17 protein-coding genes are annotated in these 23924 nt (G+C 44.3%); 10 read left to right on the top strand and 7 right to left on the bottom strand.

Annotated elements, in window-relative coordinates; translation table 11 throughout:
- Positions 1 to 113 precede the first annotated feature (113 nt).
- Positions 114 to 2045 (top strand): DNA primase, encoded by a 1932-nt coding sequence (gene dnaG, locus H8S64_RS02375; RefSeq protein WP_186974797.1) that lies wholly within the window; start codon positions 114 to 116, stop codon positions 2043 to 2045.
- Positions 2046 to 2508: 463 nt separating this feature from the next.
- Here the strand turns inward: dnaG and H8S64_RS02370 are convergent, their stop codons facing one another.
- The gene (locus H8S64_RS02370; RefSeq protein ID WP_186974796.1) at positions 2509 to 3207 is read right to left on the bottom strand and encodes a response regulator transcription factor; all 699 of its coding nucleotides are present in this window, start codon (positions 3205 to 3207) and stop codon (positions 2509 to 2511) included.
- Positions 3208 to 3211: 4 nt separating this feature from the next.
- Complete coding sequence (locus H8S64_RS22690; RefSeq protein ID WP_186974795.1) at positions 3212 to 4393, bottom strand: sensor histidine kinase; 1182 nt, start codon at positions 4391 to 4393, stop codon at positions 3212 to 3214.
- Between the two features lie 290 nt (positions 4394 to 4683).
- On the opposite strand from H8S64_RS22690, the gene H8S64_RS02360 reads away from it, so the two are divergent.
- The 8 genes from H8S64_RS02360 (at position 4684) to H8S64_RS02325 (ending at position 11065) form a co-directional block, all read left to right on the top strand.
- Complete coding sequence (locus H8S64_RS02360) at positions 4684 to 4923, top strand: hypothetical protein (RefSeq protein WP_186974794.1); 240 nt, start codon at positions 4684 to 4686, stop codon at positions 4921 to 4923.
- Complete coding sequence (locus tag H8S64_RS02355; RefSeq protein ID WP_186974793.1) at positions 4920 to 5963, top strand: BF3164 family lipoprotein; 1044 nt, start codon at positions 4920 to 4922, stop codon at positions 5961 to 5963. Before H8S64_RS02360 ends, H8S64_RS02355 begins: the two co-directional genes overlap by 4 nt.
- Positions 5964 to 5974: 11 nt before the next feature.
- On the top strand, positions 5975 to 7714 hold the full coding sequence (locus H8S64_RS02350) for an O-antigen ligase family protein (RefSeq protein WP_186974792.1): 1740 nt from the start codon (positions 5975 to 5977) through the stop codon (positions 7712 to 7714).
- 55 nt (positions 7715 to 7769) lie between these two features.
- A complete protein-coding gene (locus H8S64_RS02345; RefSeq protein WP_186974791.1) occupies positions 7770 to 9068 on the top strand; it encodes a hypothetical protein in 1299 nt (432 codons plus the stop codon).
- A 414-nt stretch (positions 9069 to 9482) separates the two neighbouring features.
- Positions 9483 to 9659, top strand: a complete 177-nt coding sequence (locus H8S64_RS02340) for a hypothetical protein (RefSeq protein WP_186974790.1) — start codon at positions 9483 to 9485, stop codon at positions 9657 to 9659.
- A gap of 13 nt (positions 9660 to 9672) precedes the next feature.
- On the top strand, positions 9673 to 10128 hold the full coding sequence (locus H8S64_RS02335) for a hypothetical protein (protein WP_186974789.1): 456 nt from the start codon (positions 9673 to 9675) through the stop codon (positions 10126 to 10128).
- A gap of 10 nt (positions 10129 to 10138) precedes the next feature.
- Positions 10139 to 10600 carry a hypothetical protein gene (locus H8S64_RS02330; RefSeq protein WP_186974788.1) on the top strand — a complete coding sequence of 154 codons (462 nt, stop codon included), beginning with the start codon at positions 10139 to 10141 and terminating at the stop codon, positions 10598 to 10600.
- A 15-nt stretch (positions 10601 to 10615) separates the two neighbouring features.
- Positions 10616 to 11065 (top strand): hypothetical protein, encoded by a 450-nt coding sequence (locus H8S64_RS02325; protein WP_186974787.1) that lies wholly within the window; start codon positions 10616 to 10618, stop codon positions 11063 to 11065.
- Between the two features lie 37 nt (positions 11066 to 11102).
- Here H8S64_RS02325 and H8S64_RS02320 read toward each other — a convergent pair whose 3' ends face one another.
- Positions 11103 to 12941, bottom strand: a complete 1839-nt coding sequence (locus H8S64_RS02320) for a hypothetical protein (RefSeq protein ID WP_186974786.1) — start codon at positions 12939 to 12941, stop codon at positions 11103 to 11105.
- A 429-nt stretch (positions 12942 to 13370) separates the two neighbouring features.
- Positions 13371 to 13790, bottom strand: coding sequence for a hypothetical protein (locus H8S64_RS02315; RefSeq protein WP_186974785.1), 420 nt, complete (start codon positions 13788 to 13790; stop codon positions 13371 to 13373).
- 240 nt (positions 13791 to 14030) lie between these two features.
- Here H8S64_RS02315 and H8S64_RS02310 point away from each other — a divergent pair, with 240 nt between their 5' ends.
- Positions 14031 to 15353, top strand: a complete 1323-nt coding sequence (locus H8S64_RS02310; RefSeq protein WP_186974784.1) for an ATP-binding protein — start codon at positions 14031 to 14033, stop codon at positions 15351 to 15353.
- Positions 15354 to 15387: 34 nt separating this feature from the next.
- Here the strand turns inward: H8S64_RS02310 and H8S64_RS02305 are convergent, their stop codons facing one another.
- From H8S64_RS02305 to H8S64_RS02295, 3 genes are read right to left on the bottom strand one after another with little or no spacing between them, the layout of a single operon-like run.
- On the bottom strand, positions 15388 to 16089 hold the full coding sequence (locus H8S64_RS02305; RefSeq protein WP_186974783.1) for a hypothetical protein: 702 nt from the start codon (positions 16087 to 16089) through the stop codon (positions 15388 to 15390).
- Positions 16090 to 16104: 15 nt separating this feature from the next.
- A complete protein-coding gene (locus H8S64_RS02300) occupies positions 16105 to 20835 on the bottom strand; it encodes an efflux RND transporter permease subunit (RefSeq protein WP_186974782.1) in 4731 nt (1576 codons plus the stop codon).
- Positions 20832 to 23921, bottom strand: a complete 3090-nt coding sequence (locus H8S64_RS02295) for an efflux RND transporter permease subunit (RefSeq protein ID WP_186974781.1) — start codon at positions 23919 to 23921, stop codon at positions 20832 to 20834. Before H8S64_RS02295 ends, H8S64_RS02300 begins: the two co-directional genes overlap by 4 nt.
- Between the last annotated feature and the right edge of the window lie 3 nt (positions 23922 to 23924).

The following is a 23924-nucleotide window of genomic DNA, read 5'->3' as shown; positions in this document are numbered from 1 at the left end:
AAAGTATTGTTAAAACGCTTGAGCGGCGTAACTTTTCAGAGATTTTAATACTAATACATCATTTTCAATTTTCAATTTTCAATTTTCAATTCCATAATACCTATCTTTGTCGTATGATTGATCAGGCTACAATACAGAAAATCTTTGACGCGGCGGATATATACGAGGTGGTTTCTGACTTCGTGAGCTTGAAAAAGCGGGGAGTCAATTACTTGGGATTATGTCCGTTCCACAACGAGAAGACGGGTTCGTTCACCGTTTCCCCGGCAAAAGGCATATATAAATGCTTCGGTTGCGGGAAGGGGGGGAATGCCGTGAATTTCATCATGGAGCACGAGCAGATGTCTTATGTCGAGGCGTTGAAATATTTGGCCGAGAAATATCATATTCCCGTCGAGGAAAAAGAGCTTACCCCCGAACAGCGGCGGGAACAGACCGAGCGCGAAAGTATGCTTATCGTGTCCGCTTACGCCAACGAGTATTTCCAGTATCAGCTTTGGAACACCGACGAGGGGCGTTCCGTCGGCTTGGGTTATCTCCGCCAGCGGGGTATCAGCGACGAGATGATCCGTAAATTCGGTTTGGGGTATAATCCCGAGGCGTGGGGTGCTTTCACCAAAGCGGCACAGGAAAAAGGATACAAGCAGGAATTTCTCGTGAAAACGGGACTCACCATCGAGAACGACCGGGGACTTTTCGACCGTTTCCGTGCCCGCGTGATGTTCCCCGTGCAGGACCTTGCCGGGAAGGTTATCGCTTTCGGCGGGCGTACCATGACCACCGACAAGAAGATATCGAAATACCTCAATTCCCCCGAATCCGAGATATACCACAAGAGTAAAACCCTCTACGGTATCTTTTTCGCGAAGAAGTCGATCGTGCAACAAGACCGTTGTATTCTGGTGGAGGGATACACTGACGTCATCTCCTTTCATGCCAAGGGTATCGAGAACGTGGTGGCTTCTTCCGGTACCTCGCTCACGATCGAGCAGATACGTCTGATTCGCCGTCTGACACCCAACGTCACGATCATTTATGACGGGGATGCTGCCGGAATCAAGGCATCTCTCCGGGGTATCGACCTCGTGCTCGAGGAAGGGTTGAACGTGCGGGTGTTGTTACTCCCGGACGGCGAAGACCCCGATTCATTTGCCCGGAGTCACACGCCGCATGACTTGGCGGACTTTATCGCTAACAACGAAACGGACTTTATTAACTTCAAAACGAAGCTGCTTTTAGGCTCTGCCGGGGACGATCCCGTGGAACGGGCACGCCTGATTACCGACATCGTGCGAAGTATTGCTAAGATACCCGATAACATCGTGCGTTCGGTCTACGTGCGGGAAACCGCCCACCAGTTGGACGTCGAGGAACGGGTGCTTTACACGGAGATCGCCAAAGTACGTTTAAAAAACGAGGAACAACCTGTTAAAAACTCCGCTTCAGCTGTCCCCGAGATACAGATTACGCCTACTCCCGTGCGGGGTGCCACTCCCTGTGATTTGGAGGAAAGTGTACTCGTGCGTTACTTGCTGTTGTTCGGCAACAACGAATTATACGAGGAGGAACACAACGGTTTCATGCGTAGTGTTTCCGTGGGAGAATTTATCGTCCGTGAGTTGGCTGAAGATGATCTGGAACTATTGAATCCCCTGTTTCGTGTCATTCAGACCGAGTACCAGCAGCAATACGAGTCGCCTTCCTTTATTCCGGCTCGCTATTTCATCGCCCACCCGGATATCAAGATTAGCACCGTCGCTGCCAACATTTTAAGCGAGCCCTACGAGTTGAGCAAAATCTGGTACAAGATGGATAATTACGTCGAAACCGAGCAAATGAAGCTTGCCGAGCTTCTCCCGAAAATTCTGGATAACTACAAGATGCGTCGAGTGGAAATGCTCTCCCGTGACATCGACAATCGTATCCTCGAATCGCAAAATAACCCCGATCCCCAACAGATTATGGAACTTCTCCGCCGCAAAAATGCCATTAACACCATCCGCCGCAAGTTGAACGAGAAACTCGGGCGCACGGGTATCCATTGATTTGCCCGTGGCGAGTTGCAAGTTACAGGTTGCATTTGCCTTCGGCAAGTTGCAGGTTGCTTTTCCGGCATCAGGGATGGTATTCCAGCTCCTCCTCTGTTTATAGAGGAGGTGGCACGAAGTGCCGGAGGAGTTTCTTTAAATTTCGAGTTAAAAATAGCATTGGCAAACGTGTGGAATCTAAAATCAAGGCATGGTGTAATACTCTTCATTACCATGGTGAATTTCGGTGCAATTCCATATGAATTCCGCTTCACTTCCGTGTAAAACGCTATTAGTTCCCTATTAAAACGCTATTAAAACCCTATACAACAATAGCGTTTTAATAGGGAATTAATAGCTTATAAATAACTTTTCAAGTACTACTGCACCGGAAGTGATGTGGTATTCCTCCTGAATTCATGTAGGTTTAGGGTAGCAATACATCTTAAACACTCATGGTGTCGGTGTATAATCGGGGATATTACTGCTCTAGGGAGAGGAGAATGTATCCTCCGTCCCGACATTCGATTTGCAACGTGGGATCTGCATTCAAGTACAATCGTACCCGGCTGGCATATTTTTTTAGTTCGGATTCTTTGTTGGCGCTTGCTTTACCCCATATCCCTTGAATAAGAAAGTCTTTATCGGCGATTTCGTGATTTTTGACGCACAGCAAGTGCAGGAAGCGACCGTCCACCCTTGGCATTTGCCTCCTCTCGCCCCGAATGGTTATCACACGAGTCGTACTGTTGTAAGTGGTGTAGCGAGAAAGTTGATATAAGTTCGGGCTGTTTAGTTTCTTCACGATCCTTTCCCGAAGGCGGTTGAGATGTTTTACTAACATTTCGGGCTCTTTATCTTTGCCGAAAAATTCGTCGGCACCGGCGTCAAGGACGGCGATCTCGTTTTTCTGTTTGGCGTGCGAGGTGTAGATGATAATGTGAGTCCCGGGGTCTTTTTCACGGATAAGCCGGGTGAGTTCCAAGCCGTCTATTTCAGGCATATCAAGGTCTAAGAGCAGGATGTCCGGCTTCTCTTTTTTATAGGCTTCCCATGCTTTCTTCCCGTCGGGGGCGATCTCAACGAAATAATCGTGCAGTTCGAGGATTGCCCGGGTTAAATCGGCTCCTTCCTTATCATTTTCCGCGTATAAGACTTTGATTTGCGCTTTGTTTTCCATCTTGTCAGTGATTTTTCTTTTTGATAGTTTTCGGCAATGTAATGATAATTGTTGTCCCTTCTCCTAAGGTGCTTTCTATATTGATTTTACCCCGGTGAGCTTTAATAATCTGCCGGACGTAGTACAGGCCTTGCCCGTGTCCCTTGATTTTTTTGTTCTCTTGATGGTCTCCCCGGTGATAACGCTCAAATATGTGTTTCAAGGCTTCGGGGCTAATTCCCAGTCCGTTGTCTTTTATTTCTATTCGCACGTGTTTATCACCCGAGTCGCTACAGGTGATAATAATTTCCGTTTGTTCCTTTGAGTATTTCAAAGAATTGTCAATGAGGTTTTGGAAAACGGCATGCAGGAAGTTTGGATCTCCGGTAATCATCTTGTCGGACACGAGGAAGCGGGAGCGGATGTGGAATCCCTTACCTTCTTCCATGCTCCATCGGTCGGGCTGGGCTAACGTTTCAAGCATCTCCTGTAAGTTGAATTCTTTCGGGTTCAATCGTAAGCCGTGTGCGTCAGTAGATTGGAGCAACATTCTGTTAATGGAACGCAACATTTCTTTTGATTCCCGTTCTCGTTGTTCGATGATTTTTGCTTGTGCTTCTCCTTGCAGATGGCGTAGGAGGTAATTCGCTTTGATCTGATTCTCCACGGGACGTTTCAAGTCGTGAACGATGTGATGGATATATTGCTCTTGGTTTTCCCGGCTTCTTTTCTCGTCGCGGAAACTGAGGTAAAGGTTGATGATGCAGAGAATGAGTATCGTGGCGATTAAAATAATGATTGTAATTTGCCAACTTGCGGCTTGCAAAAAGAGAGTGACAGGATAATGATACGTGGCAAATAGTGTATCTTTAGAGATAAAACCGAGCGGGACGCTGTATTCAAAAGAAGATGGAAGCTGTTTGACTTGTTTGGGATAGGCATCTTTTATTTTGTCTGTACTGTCTTGTATAAAAAATTGTATAACAAGGCTTTGAATAGAGGAGGAGTCTTGTTTTGCTTGTAAATATTGATAGAAATTACTTAAAGTCCATAATTCGGGATCTTTGAGGTCATAAACAGCACGTGTTCTTATTTCCGAGATATTATCTCTTGAGTCTAGTTGGTATCGAGAGATATTTCCCTCTTTGAGATAGCTTAAAATATTATTTTTTGCATCGAAACTAAGTATATTTCCTGTTTTTTCCACATTCGTAGACTTTGCATTGAATTCGTCTATAGTATTCCTAATTTGGGCGTTTTGCTCGTGTGTGTAAATACTTTTCTTTTGTTTGTACAGAGTCTGGAAATGCAGGAGTTGTTCACATAGGACAATAACTCCTGCAAAAATTGTTATATACCAAATATATTGTAGACGCAAATTCATCTAAATCATTTATTGTTTCAAATTTACAAAACTCGCAACATCCACGCAACCTTTTTGTTCGTTTTTTTATTCAAAAAGAAACATTTTTGCAATAAACCAAAATAATTTGTGTTATGAGAAAAAAATGGTTAAAAATCGGAGTTTTTGTAATACTGTTGTCGTGGATGATGATGAACTTGAATATGGGTATTAATACGCGAAAGGGAGAATCGTCCTTGAAAATGACGAATTTGGAAGCTCTTGCCGCTCCTGAATCCGGGGGTGGGAATCCATATTACCCTTGTGTTAAAGCGAAAGGCTTTTGTCTTTTGGGTGGTCTTGATATTGAGGGAATAACATTGATACTGGAATGAAACAAGTGTTATTGAATGTGCTACTCGGAAGTATCTTGCTCGGGTGCTCCGATCGTTACACGGGTGACGATAGCATAGATTCGGTAAAGAGCGAAAGGACAACCGTGGTGCGATTGGCAGATTTATCCCGAAGCGGGATAAATGATATGAATGGGTTTGTCAAGAGAGGGAATAAATTAGTAGTGGGGACAACCTATACTTCGGAAGGGGTTGGGCGTTCTCTTGATTTGGAGCATCCGGAGCGGAGGGATGTTGGTGCGAGAAGTTCTGTGGCTTCGAAGCGTGTGCGTTCGTTGAGTTCTTTCAATTCATTTGACGGTTCCAGCGTGACGGCTTTGGATTTCGAAAAAGGGGAATTGATAGAAAGTCCGGTTGCCCCGCTTTCACGAGGTGGAAGTCAAGAGGTCGTTATTCAATTGCCTAAGGGGAAACAACATCTTGTTGCGGTGAAAGCGAAGAATTTCGTGATTTCCACGGGACTTTATGAAGAGGGACGCTATTTGTTTTATTCTTTAGCGGACGGTTCGGCACGCTATTTTCTCTCTTATCCTGAAACCCCGGGGTTCTCGGATTTGCGGGAAAAAACGAAAGCAATACTTTATGCCAGTAGTGTTTTACGTGTTAGTCCCGACCAGTCCGCTTTCGTGTGTGCCGATATGTATAGCGGTGCGATTGATTTTTGCCGTATAGTGGCGGGTTCTATCGAACGGGTAAAAACGGTTCGCTTGCACTACCCGAGTGTGCAGATCACGGAAGTTCCTTCTTCCCGGGTGGCATACACTCAAGATAATCGTTTCGGGTTCATAGATATTGCCGTAACGGGGGACAGGGTGTACGCTCTCTATTCCGGGAAAACTTATCGGGTAGACCGTGGACGGGCTTTCGAGTGTCAGACATTGCTCGTGTATGATTGGGAGGGGAATTTGGTGAAATCCTGTTTGTTTGATACACCTTTGGTAAATATAAATTTTGATTTGGAGGATCAAAATATTTATGGTGTGACGGTTGATGGGACTTTGGTAAAAGTAGGATGTTTATAAAATGAGGATATATGTTTGCACTTAAAAATGTACCGTTATATTTTATTTTGATACTTGCTCCCGTGCTACTCCACGTGGACCGTTCTTTACCGGGGATTACGGCAGGGTTCGCGGGTATGTTGTTGTTGCTCGTCTGTTTGGTCGTGTTTCCCGGGAGCAGGAGGTGTCGTTTCAATTTGTTAGATTTGTTTTTCTTGTTGTTCGTGACGTGGTACACGGGGCGAACGGTTGGGATTGGCTCTTCTATATTTGCCTGGAAGTTGCTGTTAGGTGGTGCGGCGATCATGTTGTATGTTTATGTTCGAAACACGGGAGTGAGGGTGTATTATTTTGACGTGTTGTTTGTTGCCGGAATTTTTCAGGCGATGTGGTTTTGGGCTCAATCGCGAGGCTGGCTGCCATCGTATCATTATTTGTACCCGGGAACGGGAGGGTTTATGAATCCCGCTATATTGGCTGTTTTTCTTGCAATCGCTTGTTTAGCCGGTTTGGTCGGTTTTTATCGGAGGGAAAAGTTTTATTCGCGCTGTTCGAGGGGAATAGGGATCGTGTTACTATTGATTACCTTGGGATTCTTGGGTTCCCGTGCGGCGTGGGTAGGATTGGGTATTGGAATTTTATGGAGCGTGTTGACGGGGAGAGAATGGGGTGTTGCTCGGTTCTTTGGAAATATCCGTGAAAAGTATCGCATCGGGAAATATATTTTCTTGCTGCTCGCGATTGTTGTTCCCGTGAGTATGATATATGTTCTTTATCTGGTGCATCCGGCGTCGGTGCAAGGGCGTTTCTTGATTTGGCGGGTTGTCGGTACGATATTTCGTGATGCACCTTGGTTTGGTTGCGGTTCTTTTTCTGCCGCCTACATGCCTGCGCAGGGAGCGTGGTTCGAGATGCATCCCGATTCCCCGTTCGTGTCGGTGGCGGGAAACAACGAGTACGCTTTTAATGAATTTTTGCGAGTGGCTTGTGAAACGGGGAGCGTGGGGTTGTTGCTTTTCGTGGGGGTGGTCGTGATGGGGTTGTATTTCGCGGCGAAAGGGAATCGGGTTTCTCGTTTTGCCGGGGGTGTTTTGGTTGTGATCTTGGGATTCGGGCTGTTCAGTTATCCTCTCTCTGTCGAGCTCGTGAGTGCTGTTGCCATTATTTCACTGGCAATTATCGCCCGTGATGCCCGTCACGCTAGGGAATGGATTGTTGATTTGGACATGAGTTTTGCTTTTATATTGAGAATAGCGGTTGTTTTATTCTTGTTTGTCTTGTCTATCGAGTATTATCACGAGAAGAAAGCGGATATCCTTTTGACAGAAGCCCGGGAGGTTTTTTCCCGGATGAAGACGAGTGAGCTGAAGGTGTGTTACGAGCGTTTGGGGGGTAATCCCGATTTTGTTTTACGTTACGGGAGGACTTTGTACACGAGAGGGGATTTGCTTAACGCGCAGCCCGTGCTTGAAAAGGGATTGAGCTTACGTCCCACGTCTGAATTGGCGAGTGATTTGGGGAAATGTTATTTCTATCAGGGGCGATGGAAAGATGCGGAGCAAAAATACCGCCTTGCGGCGAATATGATTCCTAATTATATAGTGCCTCATCATCTCTTGTTCAAGTTGTATCGATTGAAGGGGATGCCGGAGGAAGCAGGGCGGGAAGCGAGGCAGATGTTGACGATTCCCGTGAAAGTGGTGAATTCCTCCGTGATACGGGCACGAGGAGAAGCGAGAGCATTTTTGGAGGAAAATGGAGAGCAGTCATGACGCTAAATAAAAGAGAGTTTTAACTTGTTTAGAAACCATTAAAAAAAAAGTGATTATGAGAAAAACGAAGTTTTGGATTTTGGGAATAATCTTGGCTTTGATTTATTCCTGTTCAGATGATTTCGGAGTCAAGGAGCAAGCGCCTCAAGGTATTGACGTGTCGGAAGCACGAGCTTATTTCGAGAAGAACGCCACGGATTTGGCCCCGCTTACTTTCAAGAATCCTCTCTCGAGAGCTTCTAGTTTTGTTGTGCCGGAGTTGATTCCGGAGTGGGATGAGGCAATAGAGTCCGAGAACGAGGATTATTTTATCACGGAAGTTCCTCTTAATTCCCCGTCGAAGGTGGTGTGCGTGGAAAGTATCGCTAAAGATAATGAATTTCTTGAGGAAGAGAAGGTGATATGTTGTCAACGTCGTTTGGTCATTGCTCGACAGAAAGACAAGAATGAAACAGATATGTTTATAGCGACGTTACTCCCGGACAACGAGGTCGTTGGGGGAGAGAATGCCTCCTTTACAGGGAGAGTGTTTTATTCTGAATTGAATGGTGATTTTAGAAAAGCGGTTGAGTATAAGAATGGACAAGTTTGTGATACATTGTTGATTACCAAAGGATATGGTTTTGCTATTCATACGCAGAAAGGGACACCATTAGATTATTCAATGCTTGCATTTCAAGAGGGAACCACGTCACGTTCTGCGACGTATTCAAGTAGTGAAAGCGGCGGCGGAGGTTGGTGGCCCGGCTCGGGTGGTGGTGGCGGTCCTATCGGCGGCGGCGGAACCGGAGGAGGAAACACGGGTGGTGGAAGTACTGGAGGTGGTACAGGTAGTGGCGGATATGATCAGGATTATATGCGAGGACGTGAACTTGTTGATGAAATGATGGAGAATTTAAGGACTCGTAATGTCAATGCTTATCATACAAAAGATGTGAATGTGTTAGAAGCTGCAGCGAATGTAACAAGTATTGGTCTTACAGTGCCAGGGATAATAACTTCTTGTTATAAATTTATGCAAGGAGTAGATTTGGATAAGGTTGCTCTAAGGTTTGGTAAAGCTATAAGTGGGCTTGGCTTGGCAGTTGGTCTCTATCAAACTTATGTAGCTTTTTCAGAGAAAAAGTATGATGCAGAAATGGTTATGACTGTAGTTTCAACAGTATGTAGTGCTCTTGCTCTTGTTTTTACGGGATGGCCAGTTGTAATTTTTGGTATAGCAGGTTGTGTTGTGGGATGTATTTCTTCTACGATGTCTTTAGCCCTACTTCATCCATTGTTAATTGAAGTACCCATGGATGATGGAGGACGTATTTATGTGTTCATTCCTGCAAATACTTCGTCATTAGCTTGAAATTGAATTTTAGAGAATAATCTTTCTGACTTTTATAAATCAAGGATATTAATTATTATCTTTATACTAAAAAGTCAGAAAGATTTAAATGAATAATATAGTATGAGAATATTTCGTCGTCCATTTAGCAAATCTAATACCATCTTTGAAGTTAAATTTTTTACTGTAATTTTTGTTTTATTGGGACTTGTTGTTTTGCCTAATACTGAATTTACAATACTAGGCTTTCTGTTTTTAGTTGTAGTTTGCTTTTGCGTGATGCATATTTTTATATCACAATTATACTATATTATTTTAACCGATACGACATTAATTATACAAAATAGGGTTTATTCATTCTGGAGGAAAGAAGTGCGATATATAGATATTGCAAAAGTAAGAATAAAGTGGCACGGGGATAAATCGTATCCATACATGAAAATAATCACAAGAAAGCCTTCTGGGATATCATGGCGCTACACGATAGACCTCGTTGATCCTCAAGATTACGAGGCTATAGTAAAGGATATCGAGGCAAAAGGAGTTACGGTGGAAACCCAAGGGATAGATGTCTATGCCCGTATTTTTAAAGATGAAGATAAATCTAAATGAGGAATGAATTGTTATGAAAATATTTCGTCGTTCTTTTTGGAAATCGGAAGAAATTCGAGCATCGAAATGGGGTTTTGTTTTTATTTTGTTATTAGGTTTTCCTATTTTTTATTCAATGGGTTATCCATGGGAAATGTGCATGGGTGTTATTTTCGTGTTGATATTTTTATTGTGCTTTCATCCATACTCTTTTTTTTACGTAATATTATATGATGATAGGCTAGTTGTTCAAAATGGAGTCTTCTTTTTTTGGAAAGGCGAGTATTTTTATGAAGATATTGTGAAAGTAACGCTCGTGTGGTTGGGTGGGATGTCAAATCATTACATTCAGGTTTTCACGGGAAAAGGGAAATCTAGGCGTTATTTTATCGATTTAGTAGCCCCGAGTGATTATCAAGAGATTGTAAATATAGTTCGGGGTAAGGGAATTTTGGTAGAAACAGTCCATCTTGATGAGTGGGTAAAATAGAAGTTGGGTTATGAAGATATTTCGTCGTCCCTTCAAGAAATCGGGTACAGCATTTGATATTAAATTTGCCTTGATAACATTTGTTTTGTTGTGGGGATTTGCAGCCTATACTGTTGGATTTACTATTCGAGGCATATTAGCCTCGATTGTATTCGTGTTTATATTAGTACAACTTTATATCTCAAGGCTTTACTATGTTATCTTGCGGGATGATAAGTTGATAGTGCAAAATGGAGTTTATTCATTCTGGAGGAAAGAGGTACGATATGTCGATATTGTAAAAGTGAAAATAAAGTGGTGGCAAGATCGAACGTATCCATACATGAAAATAATCATGAGAAAGTCTTCTGGAATATCATGGCGTTACACGATAGATCTCGTTGATCCTCAAGATTACAAGGCTTTAGTTGAAGCAATCGAGGCTAAAGGTGTCACGGTGGAAACGGAAGGGATTGAGAGGAATCTCTCTTGAAAAAGAATTTGTTATATGAAGGTATTTCGTCAATCATTTTGGAAAACAACAATTGGATTTCCTTTTGCTGTAGGTTCTGTTTTTTCACTTTTAGTGATAATACCTGATGGAATTGCAGAAGGTTTTTCGTGTTCGAGAATGGTGAAAATGTTGTTTATAGTTTATTCATTTCCTTTTTGCATGGCATTGTACATGGGGTTTTGTGTCGTTTTGTTTGATGATGTTTTGTTCATTAAAAATACTATTTTCCCATTTTGGAAAAAGAAAGTGTATTTCAAGGATATAACGAGAGTAAATATTGTTGATTATGGAGGGAATGCGATACCTTATATACAAATCACAACCTATGAAGCTAAACTGGCTTGGCGTTATTATTTGGATCGTGTAAATCGTAAAGATTTACCAGAGTTAGTTGCTATTTTAAGGGAAAAAGGTATAGATGTTAGGGAAAAAGGAGGTGTTTAGGGTTACCCGAAAAATATTTTCCGGGCAACCTCGTGTTTTACCAGAATCGAATCTTGCCTTTTTCGTAAGTAAATATTCTTTCCTCGATGCCCGTTGTATGGTTATGGAGCCAAAGTAATGCACCTTGGGGTACGTTGTCATACTTAAGATAATAATCTTTGGCAATTTGTCGCCCTAGTGACTGCCAATTTTTTGAATCGTGGTAAAAAAGTTCATATTCGTTTCCTAAATATATTCCGTTACCATCACTTTGCGGGATACATATGATTTTGGATATTTTGACCGGGGTTTTGAAATCAATAACGATGTTATTGTTTTTTTCGAGATAGATATTGGTCAAAGGGTCATCATCAAAAACTGCTTTATATATAGTATCGATTTCTCCTTTTAACCTTTCCCCTGAAGAATCGATGAATGATAATTCTGCAAAACTCGTTTCCTTGGGGTGTGAGATTCGCCAGTATCTGTATTTCTTGTGGGTTTTTACTTCTTCCCGGGCATGGGTTATCGCGGAAGTTTCCAATTGATGCAGGATGGTATCTTTGTCTAGAAAATCAGGAAGATTGGAAGCTTCAACGATGATTTTTTCAATTTTTAGATTGTAATAATGTAAAGTTCCATTAAACGGATATTTCCTTTTAATAAGCAATGTTTGGCGATGACAAGTGTCCGGAATAAGATATTTGATTTCTCCTTTAAGGTTTAATATGAATGGATAATTTATTGGTTGCATTTTCTTTTTGGAGTAATAAATAGGTAAATAGACGAGATTTTTCCCCATGTTTTTGAATTTGATTTTGGAGTCCTCTATATTTGCGATAGCAATGGGATTCCAAATAAGATTATTAAATACACATAAGTAGGCATGCGGAGAGAGTTTTTGTTTTTTTACTTTTGAGTCAATGGAAACATCTGTCGTATATAGGTATTGTTCGCTAATATCTTCTAGAAAGGGATCTAGGAAAAATGATGGAATGTATTCATCTTTATCAACTTTGGGAATGTTGTGGCGAGAATACGTTTTTCTGAATATCTTGGCTGCTTTACGTTCCATCGCTCCTCTCACCTCTGTATCCCTGTTTTCGGAAGAAATAATTGTATTCCAATAGTGGTAACCATTTCGGTTGGCGTAATGAGGAATAAAATCGATGGTGGCAGGGAGGCTTGAAACTCGTGACCTAAAATTGTCTTTTAAAGCAATATGATGGCAGTCAGAATAAATATTGTAATTGAATAATGTAGATATAGACTGGTATCCTATATTAGTTTGAGATTCGGAGAGTGTTAGGTTCGTTCCGATTTTTGATATACTGTACATGGTATTATCTTTAAAGGCAAGTTCTTTTAGAGCTTTAGGAGAAATATGCAGAGAATCACGCCACAAATCCAGTCGTTCGTTTTCGAAGCGATAGGGTAGAATGTATTCTAGGAACATGTCGAAAGGAATGTCTTCGAGCCACGTGTATTTGTATAAATGTTCGAAGGATAGATCGATGTGACGGATGAGAAAATCTGCTTTGATATGTTTCACGTCTTCTTCTTTGTGAGAGGCCTTACGTATCTGGTCGATTTGGCTTAACGAGATATCAAGTGTTTTTTTGGCAAAGTAGGAGCCAATGGTGTCGGCGTCTATCTTTGCCCGGTATTCGTTGATAAGGTCGCCTTCTAGCGTGTAATGCCCGGGCATGTTGGCGATGAGGAATTCGGCGGCTTGTAGTTTCAAGGAATCGGCGGGGTTAAGCGAGTAGTGGTCAAGGACTTTCTCGAGTTCGCTTCTATTTTCGCCTGCTAGTTGTAAGGCTGTTTCTAATGCCTCGTTGCGGGTTTGGCAAGAGAGAGTGGCTAGAAAAATGATGTAGATATATTTTAGTTTCATGGTATAAATCGTTTTACCGCGAAGTAAATAATTGTAGGGTAATATTTCGAGAAAAAAGGTTGCGTGAAGGTTGCGAGTTACGTTTGTTATTGTACATATTCGGGGGATACACAATTTGTAAAGATATTTGCCGCATATATTGCGGCAAATATGGTGTTTAATCTCCGCACCATGGTAATGAAGCCTCGCGAGCAACTTTAAAATTATAACACGAGTTCATAGTTCGTGCTTCGTCCCCCTTCATCCGTTTTGCGTAATACATTTTTATTTATCAAATCTTGTATATCACGCAATGTGGTATCGGGAGAACATTTAGTAATCTTTCCCCATTTGGATGAGGTTAGTTTTCCATTAAAACTATCCGTTGATTTTGTATTGAAAATTATGGGAATTTTGCAGATTTGTTGTGCAATATTTGGGAGAAATGGATTAGAACCGGGTGAAGTTTCTGTCCACGAGGTAATCGAAACCTTGGTCGGTTTCCACGGGGATATTCTTTTCTTTGAAGGTGTCGAGTAGATCGGGAAAGTCTTTTGCCGCTACGAGTTCGATGACGTAGCTCCAGGCGTGCTTGGGGTTGGTTTTCGTGAAGACTTGGATGTAGGGACCACAATAAAGACCTCGACCTCCGAAGAGTTTGACTTTGATAATGTCGTTGTAGTTGTATGTGCGCTGCCAGCGGGTGTAGATGCTGTTTCGGAGGAGGAATTGGTCGTCCGTGAAGGTGAGGTAGAAATACTGGGTGAAGATAACCGGATATATAGAGAGCCACATGAAGATCGGGATTAACACGAGGGGATTGAATTCAAAAGAATCACTGTAAGCAAGGTGTGCGATAAAACCTATCATACTTATGGATATATAAATACAAAGTTTGAGCATGGTTCTTGAAGTGTCGGATTGCCAAAAGGGTTGACGAAATTCTCGCATAACAAACGCTGTTTTGTGTTTAAGCAAATATAAAAATTTTGGACGTGTTTTCCAATTTTTGGAGAGAAGTGTTTTTTATGCTATATTCGCATTATAGAAATGGCTGTTTCCGAAATGGCTGTTTCGGAACTGAAGGTTTCGAATTAAACACGAATTGAAATGAGATTCTATAATAGAGAAAAAGAGATCGAGAGATTGCGGGATATACGGGAACGTTCAACCCGGAACGCGCGGATGACGGTAGTTATGGGGCGTAGGCGTATCGGTAAGACACAATTGTTGTTGAGGGCGACGGAAGGGCAACCGACATTGTATTTTTTCGTGGCACGTAAGGCAGAGAATTACTTGTGTCAGGATTTTCAACAGGAAATTAAGGACAAATTGGGAATTCCGCTTTTGGGGGAAATAAGTAGTTTTGGGAAGTTGTTCGGTTTTCTGATGGAGTTATCGAAGGAACGGGCGTTTAATCTTATCGTTGATGAGTTTCAAGAGTTCTATAATATTGCCCCTTCGGTTTATAGTGATATGCAACGGCATTGGGATTTGAATAAGGACGAGAGCAAGATAAATTTGTTATTGAGTGGATCGGTGTATTCCTTGATGCATAAGATATTCGAGAATTCGAAAGAGCCTCTTTTCGGGCGTTCTACCGGGATGTTGATGGTGCGTCCTTTTGAAACTTCCGTGTTGAAGGAAATTCTCGCGGAACATAATCCGGAGTACACGGCGGAGGATTTATTGGCTTTGTACGCGTTCACGGGTGGAGTGGCGAAGTATGTGCAATTGTTGATGGATGCCGGTGCGTGTACCATGGAGGCGATGCTTGATTACATCGTGAGGGAGGATTCGACTTTTATACCCGAAGGGAAAAATATGCTCGTGGAGGAGTTTGGGAAAGAGTACACGAATTATTTTACTATTCTTTCGGCTATTGCGAGAGGGGAAAACACGAGAGCGAAGATAGAAGCGGTGGTGAACCGCAAGGTGGGAGGATATTTGACGAAGTTGGAAGGGGATTACGGGTTGATATCTAAGGTTACTCCTATTTTTTCTAAAGTGGAAACCAAGAATGTGCGCTATACGCTGGAGGATAACTTTTTGACATTTTGGTTCCGGTTCGTGTATAAATACAGTTATATGATAGAAATCGGTGCTTATGGTCAGTTGAGGGAGGTGATCGAGCGGGATTATCCCGTGTTTAGCGGAAAGATTTTGGAACGTTATTTTCGGACAAAGTTGGTTGAACAGAAAAGGTTTACCCGAATAGGTGGATATTGGGACAGGAAGGGGGAAAACGAGATTGATCTGGTGGCGGTCAATGAATTGGAGAATACAGCAGAGATTATCGAGATAAAGCGTAACGCGACCAAAATTAACATGAACCAATTGAATGAAAAGAGCGTGCAGTTCCGTAGGGTTGTCGGTAAGGAATTGGAGGGTTACACGATTCAATTGAGGGGACTCTCGATGGAGGATATGTAATAATAGTAATGCCGCCCATGAGGCGGCATTACTATTATATGAATTTTTCCCGGTGGCGGGTGTTGTTCAGACCGATGATGATAAAGAGGGCAGAAGCGATCAACATGTTTATCTGGCAATGGAAAACGGCGTTGAAGAATATCTGCGGGTTTTTATCGAGGGGAACATCGTATGGATTGAGGAAGATGTTCCATTGGCTGGCACCGAGGCTTTCTTTCATCATAAAGAGGATTAACCCAATGATGATAATGACCACGGAGGTTCCGTTGCCGTTCTTGATGGTGGTGCTCAGCATGAAGGAGAGCGTACCGATAAAGAGGGCGGGAACCATAGCTTGCAGGGCGAGGTTCATCGGGGGAATGGACACGATGGCGAGATCCGTGAGCAATGCAAGGATCAACGTGATGACGAAGCAGATGACATACGAGATCAAGAGCCGGAATAACCAAACTTTGTAGCTGTAGTTAGGGATCCCGAAGATGATTTCGACGATTTTGGCATCTTGGTCATTTTGTAACCCGAAGCACATGGGGTAGAAGACGAGCAGGATGCTCGGCAGCATCAGCATCGAGTAGGCGGTTGCTTGGGTGATCTCGTCGTCGCCCAGCAGGTACACCACCACGGTGATGATAAAGAACACGAGGGCACTCAACATGAAGTACAGGAATTTGTTCCCGAAGATGATCTTGATGTTGTATTGTACCAGTTTCTGTATCGCTATCCAAAATTGAAGCATAATTGGGGGTGCGTTTTATTGGGTTATAATTTGTTCTTTGTTCTCTATTTTGACGGTTCTCAACAGCCACAAGTAGGAGTCTTCCAGTGCGGGGAGTATCCGTTCGGCGTTCTCGGCGGGCTTGCGCTCGCTGAGGCAGCGTACTTTGATCATATCGCCTTGGCGGATGTGGTGAACGACGAGCAGGTCGGACGGGAGTTTGGCAAAATCCCGTACCGGTACTTCGAATGTCCACGTGACATCCTTGGCTATGTTGGCCATATCGGAAGGAGTCCCGTGATATTTCAGTTCTCCTTTGTTGATAACGCCCACTTGATTACAGGAGCTGGCGATATCCTCGATAATGTGGGTGGAGAAAATCACGATTCGGTTACGCGACAGTTCCACGAGCAGGTTCCGGAAGCGGATTCTTTCCCGCGGGTCGAGTCCCGCCGTGGGTTCGTCTACCACGAGGATGCGCGGCAGGTTGAGCAATGTCTGGGCAATACCTATACGTTGTTTCATACCGCCGGAGAATCCCCCGATTTTCTTATCCTTGTTCTCGTACATGTGAACGGCGGAAAGCACTTCTGCGATCCGATTCTGGCGTACACGCTTGTTGTAGATGCCTTTCAACAGAGCCTGATATTCGAGAAATTCCCAAGCCGTGAGGTTCTCGTAGGTTCCGAATTCTTGCGGCAGGTAACCGATTAGACCTTGCAACTCTTCCCGTTTCTTCTGGGTGTCGATACCGTTGATAAATATCTTGCCGTAGCTTTGCTCGAAAATACCGCAGATGATACGCATCAGCGTGGTTTTACCCGCTCCGTTGGGACCGAGGAGTCCGAACATTCCGGTATGGATTTCCATGGAAACGGAACTTAACGCCTTGAACGGTTTTTTCTTCACGCCGATGAACGGAGCCTTGGAAGCCATACGGAATATGGTTTTCTTCAACATACGGAAGCGACCGTCAATCAGATCAATATTAATGTTCTCCTTGTTAATCTTGTTGGACAAGTATCTTGCCGCGATACCGATATACCAGAACATACCGAGGAAAATAGCTCCCCCGCTATTGTCGAACTTGTTGCTCGACCAGTAGAGGATAACGAAAGGTCCTGCGTAATAGATGGCGATAGCGATGATGCGCAAGAGCTTGGCAATCATTTTACCGTTCCGGTTTTCACAAAATTCCCGGAAGATATTCATGGTGCCGAGGGTCATGATCCACGTGATGAAAGCGAAGATGACCGCCCACAAGAATAATACTTGATAACTGAACGTGAAGTAATACATGAAGCCGAGGATGGGTAGCGACCATAGCAGGGGTTGCAGGTCTTTCCACTCCCGGTATTGCTCTTTCAAGCCCAGACGTTCCCTGATTTTCAGCCCGGAAGTCCATTCCCGCTCGAAACGGGAGGGGCGACCATATATCTTCACGAGATTGCATACTTTGATTTCCAGTTCCTCGTCGGCAGGGATGATGTTGCTTTGGGCACGGCGAAGACTGTCCTCAAGGAACCACGTGATGCCCGGTACCAGTATAACGGTCAGAATGACGTAAAGTATTCGGTCGAGCACTGTATATGTCCAGAAATAGACACAAGTGAGTGCCACGATGAATGCCGCGATTTGTATGATTTTCATCACCCAGCTTTGCGAGTGCAGGCGGGCAAGGGCGTCTTCCATACCGGAGTAGAGCGTGGGGATAATAACTAGAGTCAACAATGTACTCATAGTCAATCCGCCTATTACAGTGATCGCGAACGGGGCGCCTAGTCCGGACACGTATTCTCCCGTGCCGAGAGCCAGCGGAACCATAGCCACGATGGTCGTGATTGCCGTGATCAGGATAGGTCGCAGGCGGGATAGGCCGGAGGTTATGATAGCGCGTTGCTTCCGGTTGCCCGTGCGGCGTAGCAATGAGGTATAATCTATAAGGATGATACTGTTGTTTACCACGATACCGATCAGGATGATAAAGCCGATAAAGACATTGGCATTCATCAACGGGTTGCTCGTGAACAATAATGCCAATAACGAGCCGATTGCTGCCAACGGGATCGTGAACATCAGCACGATAGGGGCTGATATCGATTCGAACACGGAAGCGAGTATCATGTAAATAAGGACGAATGCGGCCAGTATAAGGAAAGTGAAATCATCCATTTCGTTTTCCTCGTGAACGACTTGTACGGCGATACCGGCAGGGACATCCAAGCCTTGCACTAGCTCGTCAATCTCTTCCCGTGCCGCTTCAAGCAGAGGTTTCGATTCGTTGATATCCGAGTTGAAAGCGTAATAGAGAGTGACTTCCTTCTCTTGGTTAATACGAATGATGCTTCCTTTGTCCCGTCCGAGGTTGATGTGGGCGAAATCACGTAATTCTACCAGTCCGTTTTTGGAGTTCGTCACCTGCATATTGCGCAGATCCTCAAGCGTACGGGTTTGTGTAGTCTTGTCTTTTTCGTCATACGTGGCGTCCCGGATAATGATATCATATTCTTCGTCACCCGCTTTGTATTTTGTGGATGCCGTGCTTTCGGGACCGAAATTATTGAGTTCATTTGCCACGTTGCCGGGAGTGATGTCGTTGACTCCCATCAAGTACTGGTCAAAGAACATTTTTGCCACAGAACTACCCGATTGACTGCTGACATTGGAATAAGAAATATTGTCAAGGTCTTCGAATTGGTATTTCAAGTATTCGGCAAAATTTGTCATAGCCTCGAAATCTTGTCCTTTGATAATGACCTTCTCGCTTTGGCTCCCGATATTCATCAGGCGAAGCAGTGAGGCGTTGCCCAACATGCCGCCGCCACCTCTCTCGGCGGTTTCTGTTGCTTGAAGGCTGATTTGGGATATGTTTACTTTATCTGCCAGTTTCAGTACTTCGTCTTTCAACTGTGGGATAGATTTATTGTTGATTTTTTCAAAATCGTCTTTCAGTCGGATGGTAATATCCACGTTATCTTCGCTGATGTCGGACGTAAATGTTTTGATCTCTTTGACCTCGAGCAATTCATCCTCGAACAGGCGAATCATATCGTCAGTCTTTTGTAACGTGTATCCGGTTGGCGGAGTAATGTACACGTTGAACGTGTTTGTTTGAATTTCTCTAAGAGTATTTAGCGTCAGGGAAGTGGATAGCACTACCGTGACGAGAAGCACCACGAGAGCGGAGATGATAACCTGTGCCGGGCGGCGGAGGGACATTTTCAGTATTGCCATGTAGATTTGCACGAGGCGGTTGTGCAGAGACAATTTGCTGAAATTAACGTCGTTCGGTTTCCTCTTCAAAATAGCATTGACTGCCATGGGGATCAACAGTAACGCCACGACCAGCGATATGGTCAGCGTGGCGACGATGGACACCCCGATATGTTCTCCGATAAGTTTAATCTCGTAACGATCGGCAAAAAGGAAAGGCAGGAATACCATAATCGTGGTAATCGTGGCAGCAAGGACTGCTTTCCATACTTCCTCGGTTCCTTGCACGCAGGCTTCATCCGTGGGCATACCTGTGGCCTTCAGGCGATAGATATTTTCCATGACCACGATAGAATTGTCCAGTAACATTCCCACCGCGAGCGCGATACCGGTGAGGGTAAGCGTGTTGATCGAGATGCCGAACAAGTAGAAGAAGTAGAAGGACGAGAACACGGATATCGGTATAGCGAAAGCGACAATAGACACGATATGTATTTTGCGCAAGAATAGGAAGAGGACGAAAATAGCTAGAAAAGCTCCCGATATGGCAAGGTTGATAATCTCGTTGATATTATCACTCATGATTTCAGCCTGATCTTCCTGAATGTCGATACTGATCCCTTTGGAGGCTATCTCTTCATTCAGTCGGTCGATTTCTGCCCGTACTTTTTCAGACAAATCAATCACGTTGGTCAAAGGGGATTTGTATAATCTACAGGTTACGACCTCCTTACCGTTTACACGGGAATAGGAGTCTTCTTCCTTCACCCCGAAGTGGATTTCCGCGATATCTTTTAGCAGAATTGGTCCTTCGGCTACAACGATACTTCCAAGGTCTTCGGTGGCAAGGTATTCTGCCGTCACGTTGACGAAATAACGTTTATTGTTCTCGTACACGGAGCCGGCAAATGTTTTTTCCGCCAGATTTGCAGATATCTTGCTACTGATGATAGATGGCGTGAGATTCAGTGCTTTGCATCGTTCCAAATCGATAATGACTTCGATACTTTTTTGTCGGCCACCCACGATTCGGACTTCCGCGATACCGTCCACGCTTTCGAGATAGGGCGTGATGTCTTTATCCACGATGTTGCGGACATAGTCGATATCGTCTTCCCCGAGGATTTGCAACTGCATGAAGTTGTCACTTGCCGAACCGGCAGAGGATTTGTTGACAGTACAAGTAAATTCTTCGGGAATGTTCTTGGATATGCTCTTTATATTTTGTTCCAGTTGCAGGAACGCGTATTTCAAGTCTACATTTTGTTTCAATGCAACTCGGATTGAAACACCTGACGAACTGATGTACGTTTCTATTTTTTCCACTCCGTCGAGCGAACTGATAGCGCCTTCTACCGGGATAGCGGCGTGATTTTCAACGTACGTGGGGTCGAGTTCCAAATTCGAAGTGGCTCTGATGTTGACACTCAATACCGGTAATTCGGCATTGGGAAATATTTCCATGGGCAGGTGCTTCTGGGAAAAGATTCCCATAAGTACCAACCCGATGAATAACATCGAGATGAGAACTCGTCTTTTTATAATGGTCTTCATGACTTCTTTTTATCAATAACGTAATACACACATGGAATGACGATCAAGGTCATGACGGTAGAGGTCAGAAGCCCCCCGATAACCGCTAATGCCATGGGAGATCGGAGCGAAGCCCCTTCCCCGAAACCGAAACACATGGGGAGCAATGCCAGAATAGTGGTGGCACTGGTCATGATGATCGGGCGTACGCGGTGTTGGGCAGCCATCTTGATAGCATCGTCCAACGGGTGACCGTCCGCTTTCAGGCGGTTGATTGCATCCACGAGTATAATAGAACTGTTCACGGCAATACCGGCAAGCATGATGATACCGATAAATGCCATCATGTTGAGTGTTTGTCCGGTAATCAGGAATGCCCACACGCAACCTACCCCGGCTAACGGGATAGTCAGCAGAATAGTGAACGGGTGGCGTAAAGATTCGAATTGAGCAGCCATAACCATATACACTAACAGTATGGACAGACCTAAGGCGAAGCCCAGTCCGCCGAAAGATTCTTGTCTTTTTTCTTCCTCTCCGGTAATCTTTGCCGTGTATTTTGCCGGGAACTCTACTTCCGATAGTTTTTCGCGTATGGAAGGAGTGATGTGGCTTAACGTGTATCCTTTGTCGATCATCGCCGTAACCGTACCCGTGCGGCTTTGGTTTACTCTGCCGATTTCCCGCGGAGCGGAAGTGATTTCGATATCCGCTATTTCAGCGAGGCGATATTTTTTGTCCCCTTGTGTGATTTCGATTTGTTCCATCTCTGAAAGAGAAACTTCGGGTACTTTGATACTGATATCGATAGTTTCGCCCTTGTTCTCGAAAGAACCCGCTTCTTTACCGTTCAGTTTTTCACTTACCTGATCACTTACTTCTTTGACATTGATTCCGTAGATACCGCTTTTCAACCGGTCGATCTTGATGTTTACCTCGGGAGCGCCCTGTTCCATAGAGGTCTTGATATCATAGAGTCCGGGGATGCCCGATATCTTTTCTTTTATGGAGGAACACAATTCGTTTAATATATCCAACTCTTCTCCCTTCACTTCGATCACGAGAGGGGCTCCTTCCGTGCCGAGAATACTTTGTAAGGCGGACTCTCCTTTTTCGTAGGAGATTTCAACACCTTCGGGGAGTTGGTAGTTCGCGTTTATATTCGTGATAAAATAATCAGCGTCCAGTTTGGAATCTTTTTTAATTTTCACGGTTACTTGCGCTTGGTTGTCTTCTTCCAGTTTGCCGCCGCTCGTGCTTTCCAGATTGGAGGGACCGACTTGCGTGTATATCCATTCGATATCATCGCCGCCCAGTGTGCGTGCGGCATCTTCAATGGTCGCCACGGCATTGTCCGTGTTTTGCAGTCGGGTACCGGGTTCCATATTGATGAGTATGGCAAGCTCTTTGGATTCCGCTTTCGGCATGAACTCCATCCCGATAAAAGGCAGCATCAAGTAAGATATTACCATCAGGACGAGAGCCGCCAGAATAACGGCATATTTTACTTTTAATACGCGTCCCACGAAGTTACCGAAACCTTTTATCGTGATGGCATGACCTTTTCTTCTGTCTTTTTTACCTAGAAATTTTGACACGAGCATGGGAATGAACAAGATAGACACGAACAGAGAGGATAGTAGCGAGAAGCTGACTGTCCATGCCTGTTCTTTAAACAGTTCACCTGCCGCACCTTGCAGGTAAACAATCGGGAGGAACACGACAATGGTGGTTAAGGTGGATGCCGTGATTGCTCCTGCCACTTCCGATGTGCCTCGCACCGCTGCTTCGGTGGGAGAGAGGTGATTCTCTTCCATGTTTCGGAAGATATTCTCCATGACCACGATAGCGTTGTCCACGAGCATACCCGCCCCTAAGGCAAGTCCCCCCAATGTCATGATATTGATGGATAGCCCGTTGAAATACATCAGGTTGAACGTGGCGATAATAGATATCGGAATGGATACACTCACGATAAGCGTCATGTTCACCCGTCGCAGGAATAAATAAAGAATGATAACCGCGAGCAGAATACCTATCAAAGCGGAGTCCTTCACTTCATTGATAGAACTTCCGATAAAATCACCTTGGTTGCTGATCACGTGGAACTCGTATCCCGGTAAACTTTTTTGGAATTCATCGAGTTTCACGAGCAGGTTATCGACGGCATTTACCGTGTTGTACTTGTTCTCCTTGTATATACTGATACCCAAGCAACGTTCACCGTTGTAACGGGCGATATTCTCGGGTTCTTGATTGCGGATACTTACCGTGGCGACATCTTTCAAGTAGATTGGGGCTTTCGGTTTACTCGATCCTGTTGACGCTTGTGATGATGCGTTGGAGGTGGAAGAGGTATTTTCCTTGAAAGCGACAATGATGTTTTCAATATCTTCAATGGTATTGATCAGATTCGCACCCTTTACCATGTACCGGATGTCATTGTCGGTAATCGTTCCCCCGGACACGTTTTGACTCATGCCGGTAATCTGGGAAGCGATGGTGTTTGCCGTCAACCCGAAAGCTTCCAGCATGTAGGCGTCCGTGGAGATTTCCACGATAGCTTGCTCCTGACCGCTTAATTGAATATCTGCTATTCCACCCACGCGGACAAGTTCGTTGCGCATATAATTCTCCGCGACCTTACGTAACTCGTTCATGTCTTTGATCTCGTTGTGCGTGAGCGCAATGGTCATAATCGGACTGGCGTTCGCGTCATAACGGGTGACGTTAATCTCGTCCACGTTGTCCTGTTGGGCATAGGTGGAAACTGCGCGTTGCAGATCTAAAAAAGCGGCATCCATATCCTGATCCCAGCCGTATTCAACCGTGATTTTGGAATATCCTACCCTGCTGATGCTGTAAACGCTTTGTACACCTTCCTGTCGTGCGGCAGTACCCTCGACTTTTTGAGTGATTTGTCTTTCGACCTCTTCCGGTGGTCTTTGTCCGCTTTTTACTTCCACGTAAAGGGCGGGATTTTTCAAGTCGGGGAAAAGGTCTGTTCCCAGTTTATTATAAGATATCGTACCCAGTAAACATACCGCCAGCGTAAGCATAAGCACGCTCACCGGGTATTTTACTGCAAATTTGGTGATACTGTTCATATC

Source organism: Butyricimonas hominis (genome assembly GCF_014287455.1).
GTDB classification, from domain to species: Bacteria; Bacteroidota; Bacteroidia; order Bacteroidales; family Marinifilaceae; genus Butyricimonas; species Butyricimonas muris.
The sequence above is the reverse complement of the archived record's forward strand: the minus strand, read 5'-3'. Positions and strand labels throughout refer to the sequence as shown.

Coding starts and splice junctions, on each gene's coding strand:
- H8S64_RS02295 (WP_186974781.1), bottom strand. CDS start 23,921: ATGAACAGTATCACCAAATTTGCAGTAAAATACCCGGTGAGCGTGCTT.
- H8S64_RS02320 (WP_186974786.1), bottom strand. CDS start 12,941: ATGAAACTAAAATATATCTACATCATTTTTCTAGCCACTCTCTCTTGC.
- H8S64_RS02315 (WP_186974785.1), bottom strand. CDS start 13,790: ATGATAGGTTTTATCGCACACCTTGCTTACAGTGATTCTTTTGAATTC.
- H8S64_RS02325 (WP_186974787.1), top strand. CDS start 10,616: ATGAAGGTATTTCGTCAATCATTTTGGAAAACAACAATTGGATTTCCT.
- H8S64_RS02350 (WP_186974792.1), top strand. CDS start 5,975: ATGTTTGCACTTAAAAATGTACCGTTATATTTTATTTTGATACTTGCT.
- H8S64_RS02360 (WP_186974794.1), top strand. CDS start 4,684: ATGAGAAAAAAATGGTTAAAAATCGGAGTTTTTGTAATACTGTTGTCG.
- H8S64_RS02300 (WP_186974782.1), bottom strand. CDS start 20,835: ATGAAGACCATTATAAAAAGACGAGTTCTCATCTCGATGTTATTCATC.
- H8S64_RS02340 (WP_186974790.1), top strand. CDS start 9,483: ATGAAAATAATCACAAGAAAGCCTTCTGGGATATCATGGCGCTACACG.
- H8S64_RS02310 (WP_186974784.1), top strand. CDS start 14,031: ATGAGATTCTATAATAGAGAAAAAGAGATCGAGAGATTGCGGGATATA.
- H8S64_RS02355 (WP_186974793.1), top strand. CDS start 4,920: ATGAAACAAGTGTTATTGAATGTGCTACTCGGAAGTATCTTGCTCGGG.
- H8S64_RS02305 (WP_186974783.1), bottom strand. CDS start 16,089: ATGCTTCAATTTTGGATAGCGATACAGAAACTGGTACAATACAACATC.
- H8S64_RS02345 (WP_186974791.1), top strand. CDS start 7,770: ATGAGAAAAACGAAGTTTTGGATTTTGGGAATAATCTTGGCTTTGATT.
- H8S64_RS02370 (WP_186974796.1), bottom strand. CDS start 3,207: ATGGAAAACAAAGCGCAAATCAAAGTCTTATACGCGGAAAATGATAAG.
- H8S64_RS02335 (WP_186974789.1), top strand. CDS start 9,673: ATGAAAATATTTCGTCGTTCTTTTTGGAAATCGGAAGAAATTCGAGCA.
- H8S64_RS02330 (WP_186974788.1), top strand. CDS start 10,139: ATGAAGATATTTCGTCGTCCCTTCAAGAAATCGGGTACAGCATTTGAT.
- dnaG (WP_186974797.1), top strand. CDS start 114: ATGATTGATCAGGCTACAATACAGAAAATCTTTGACGCGGCGGATATA.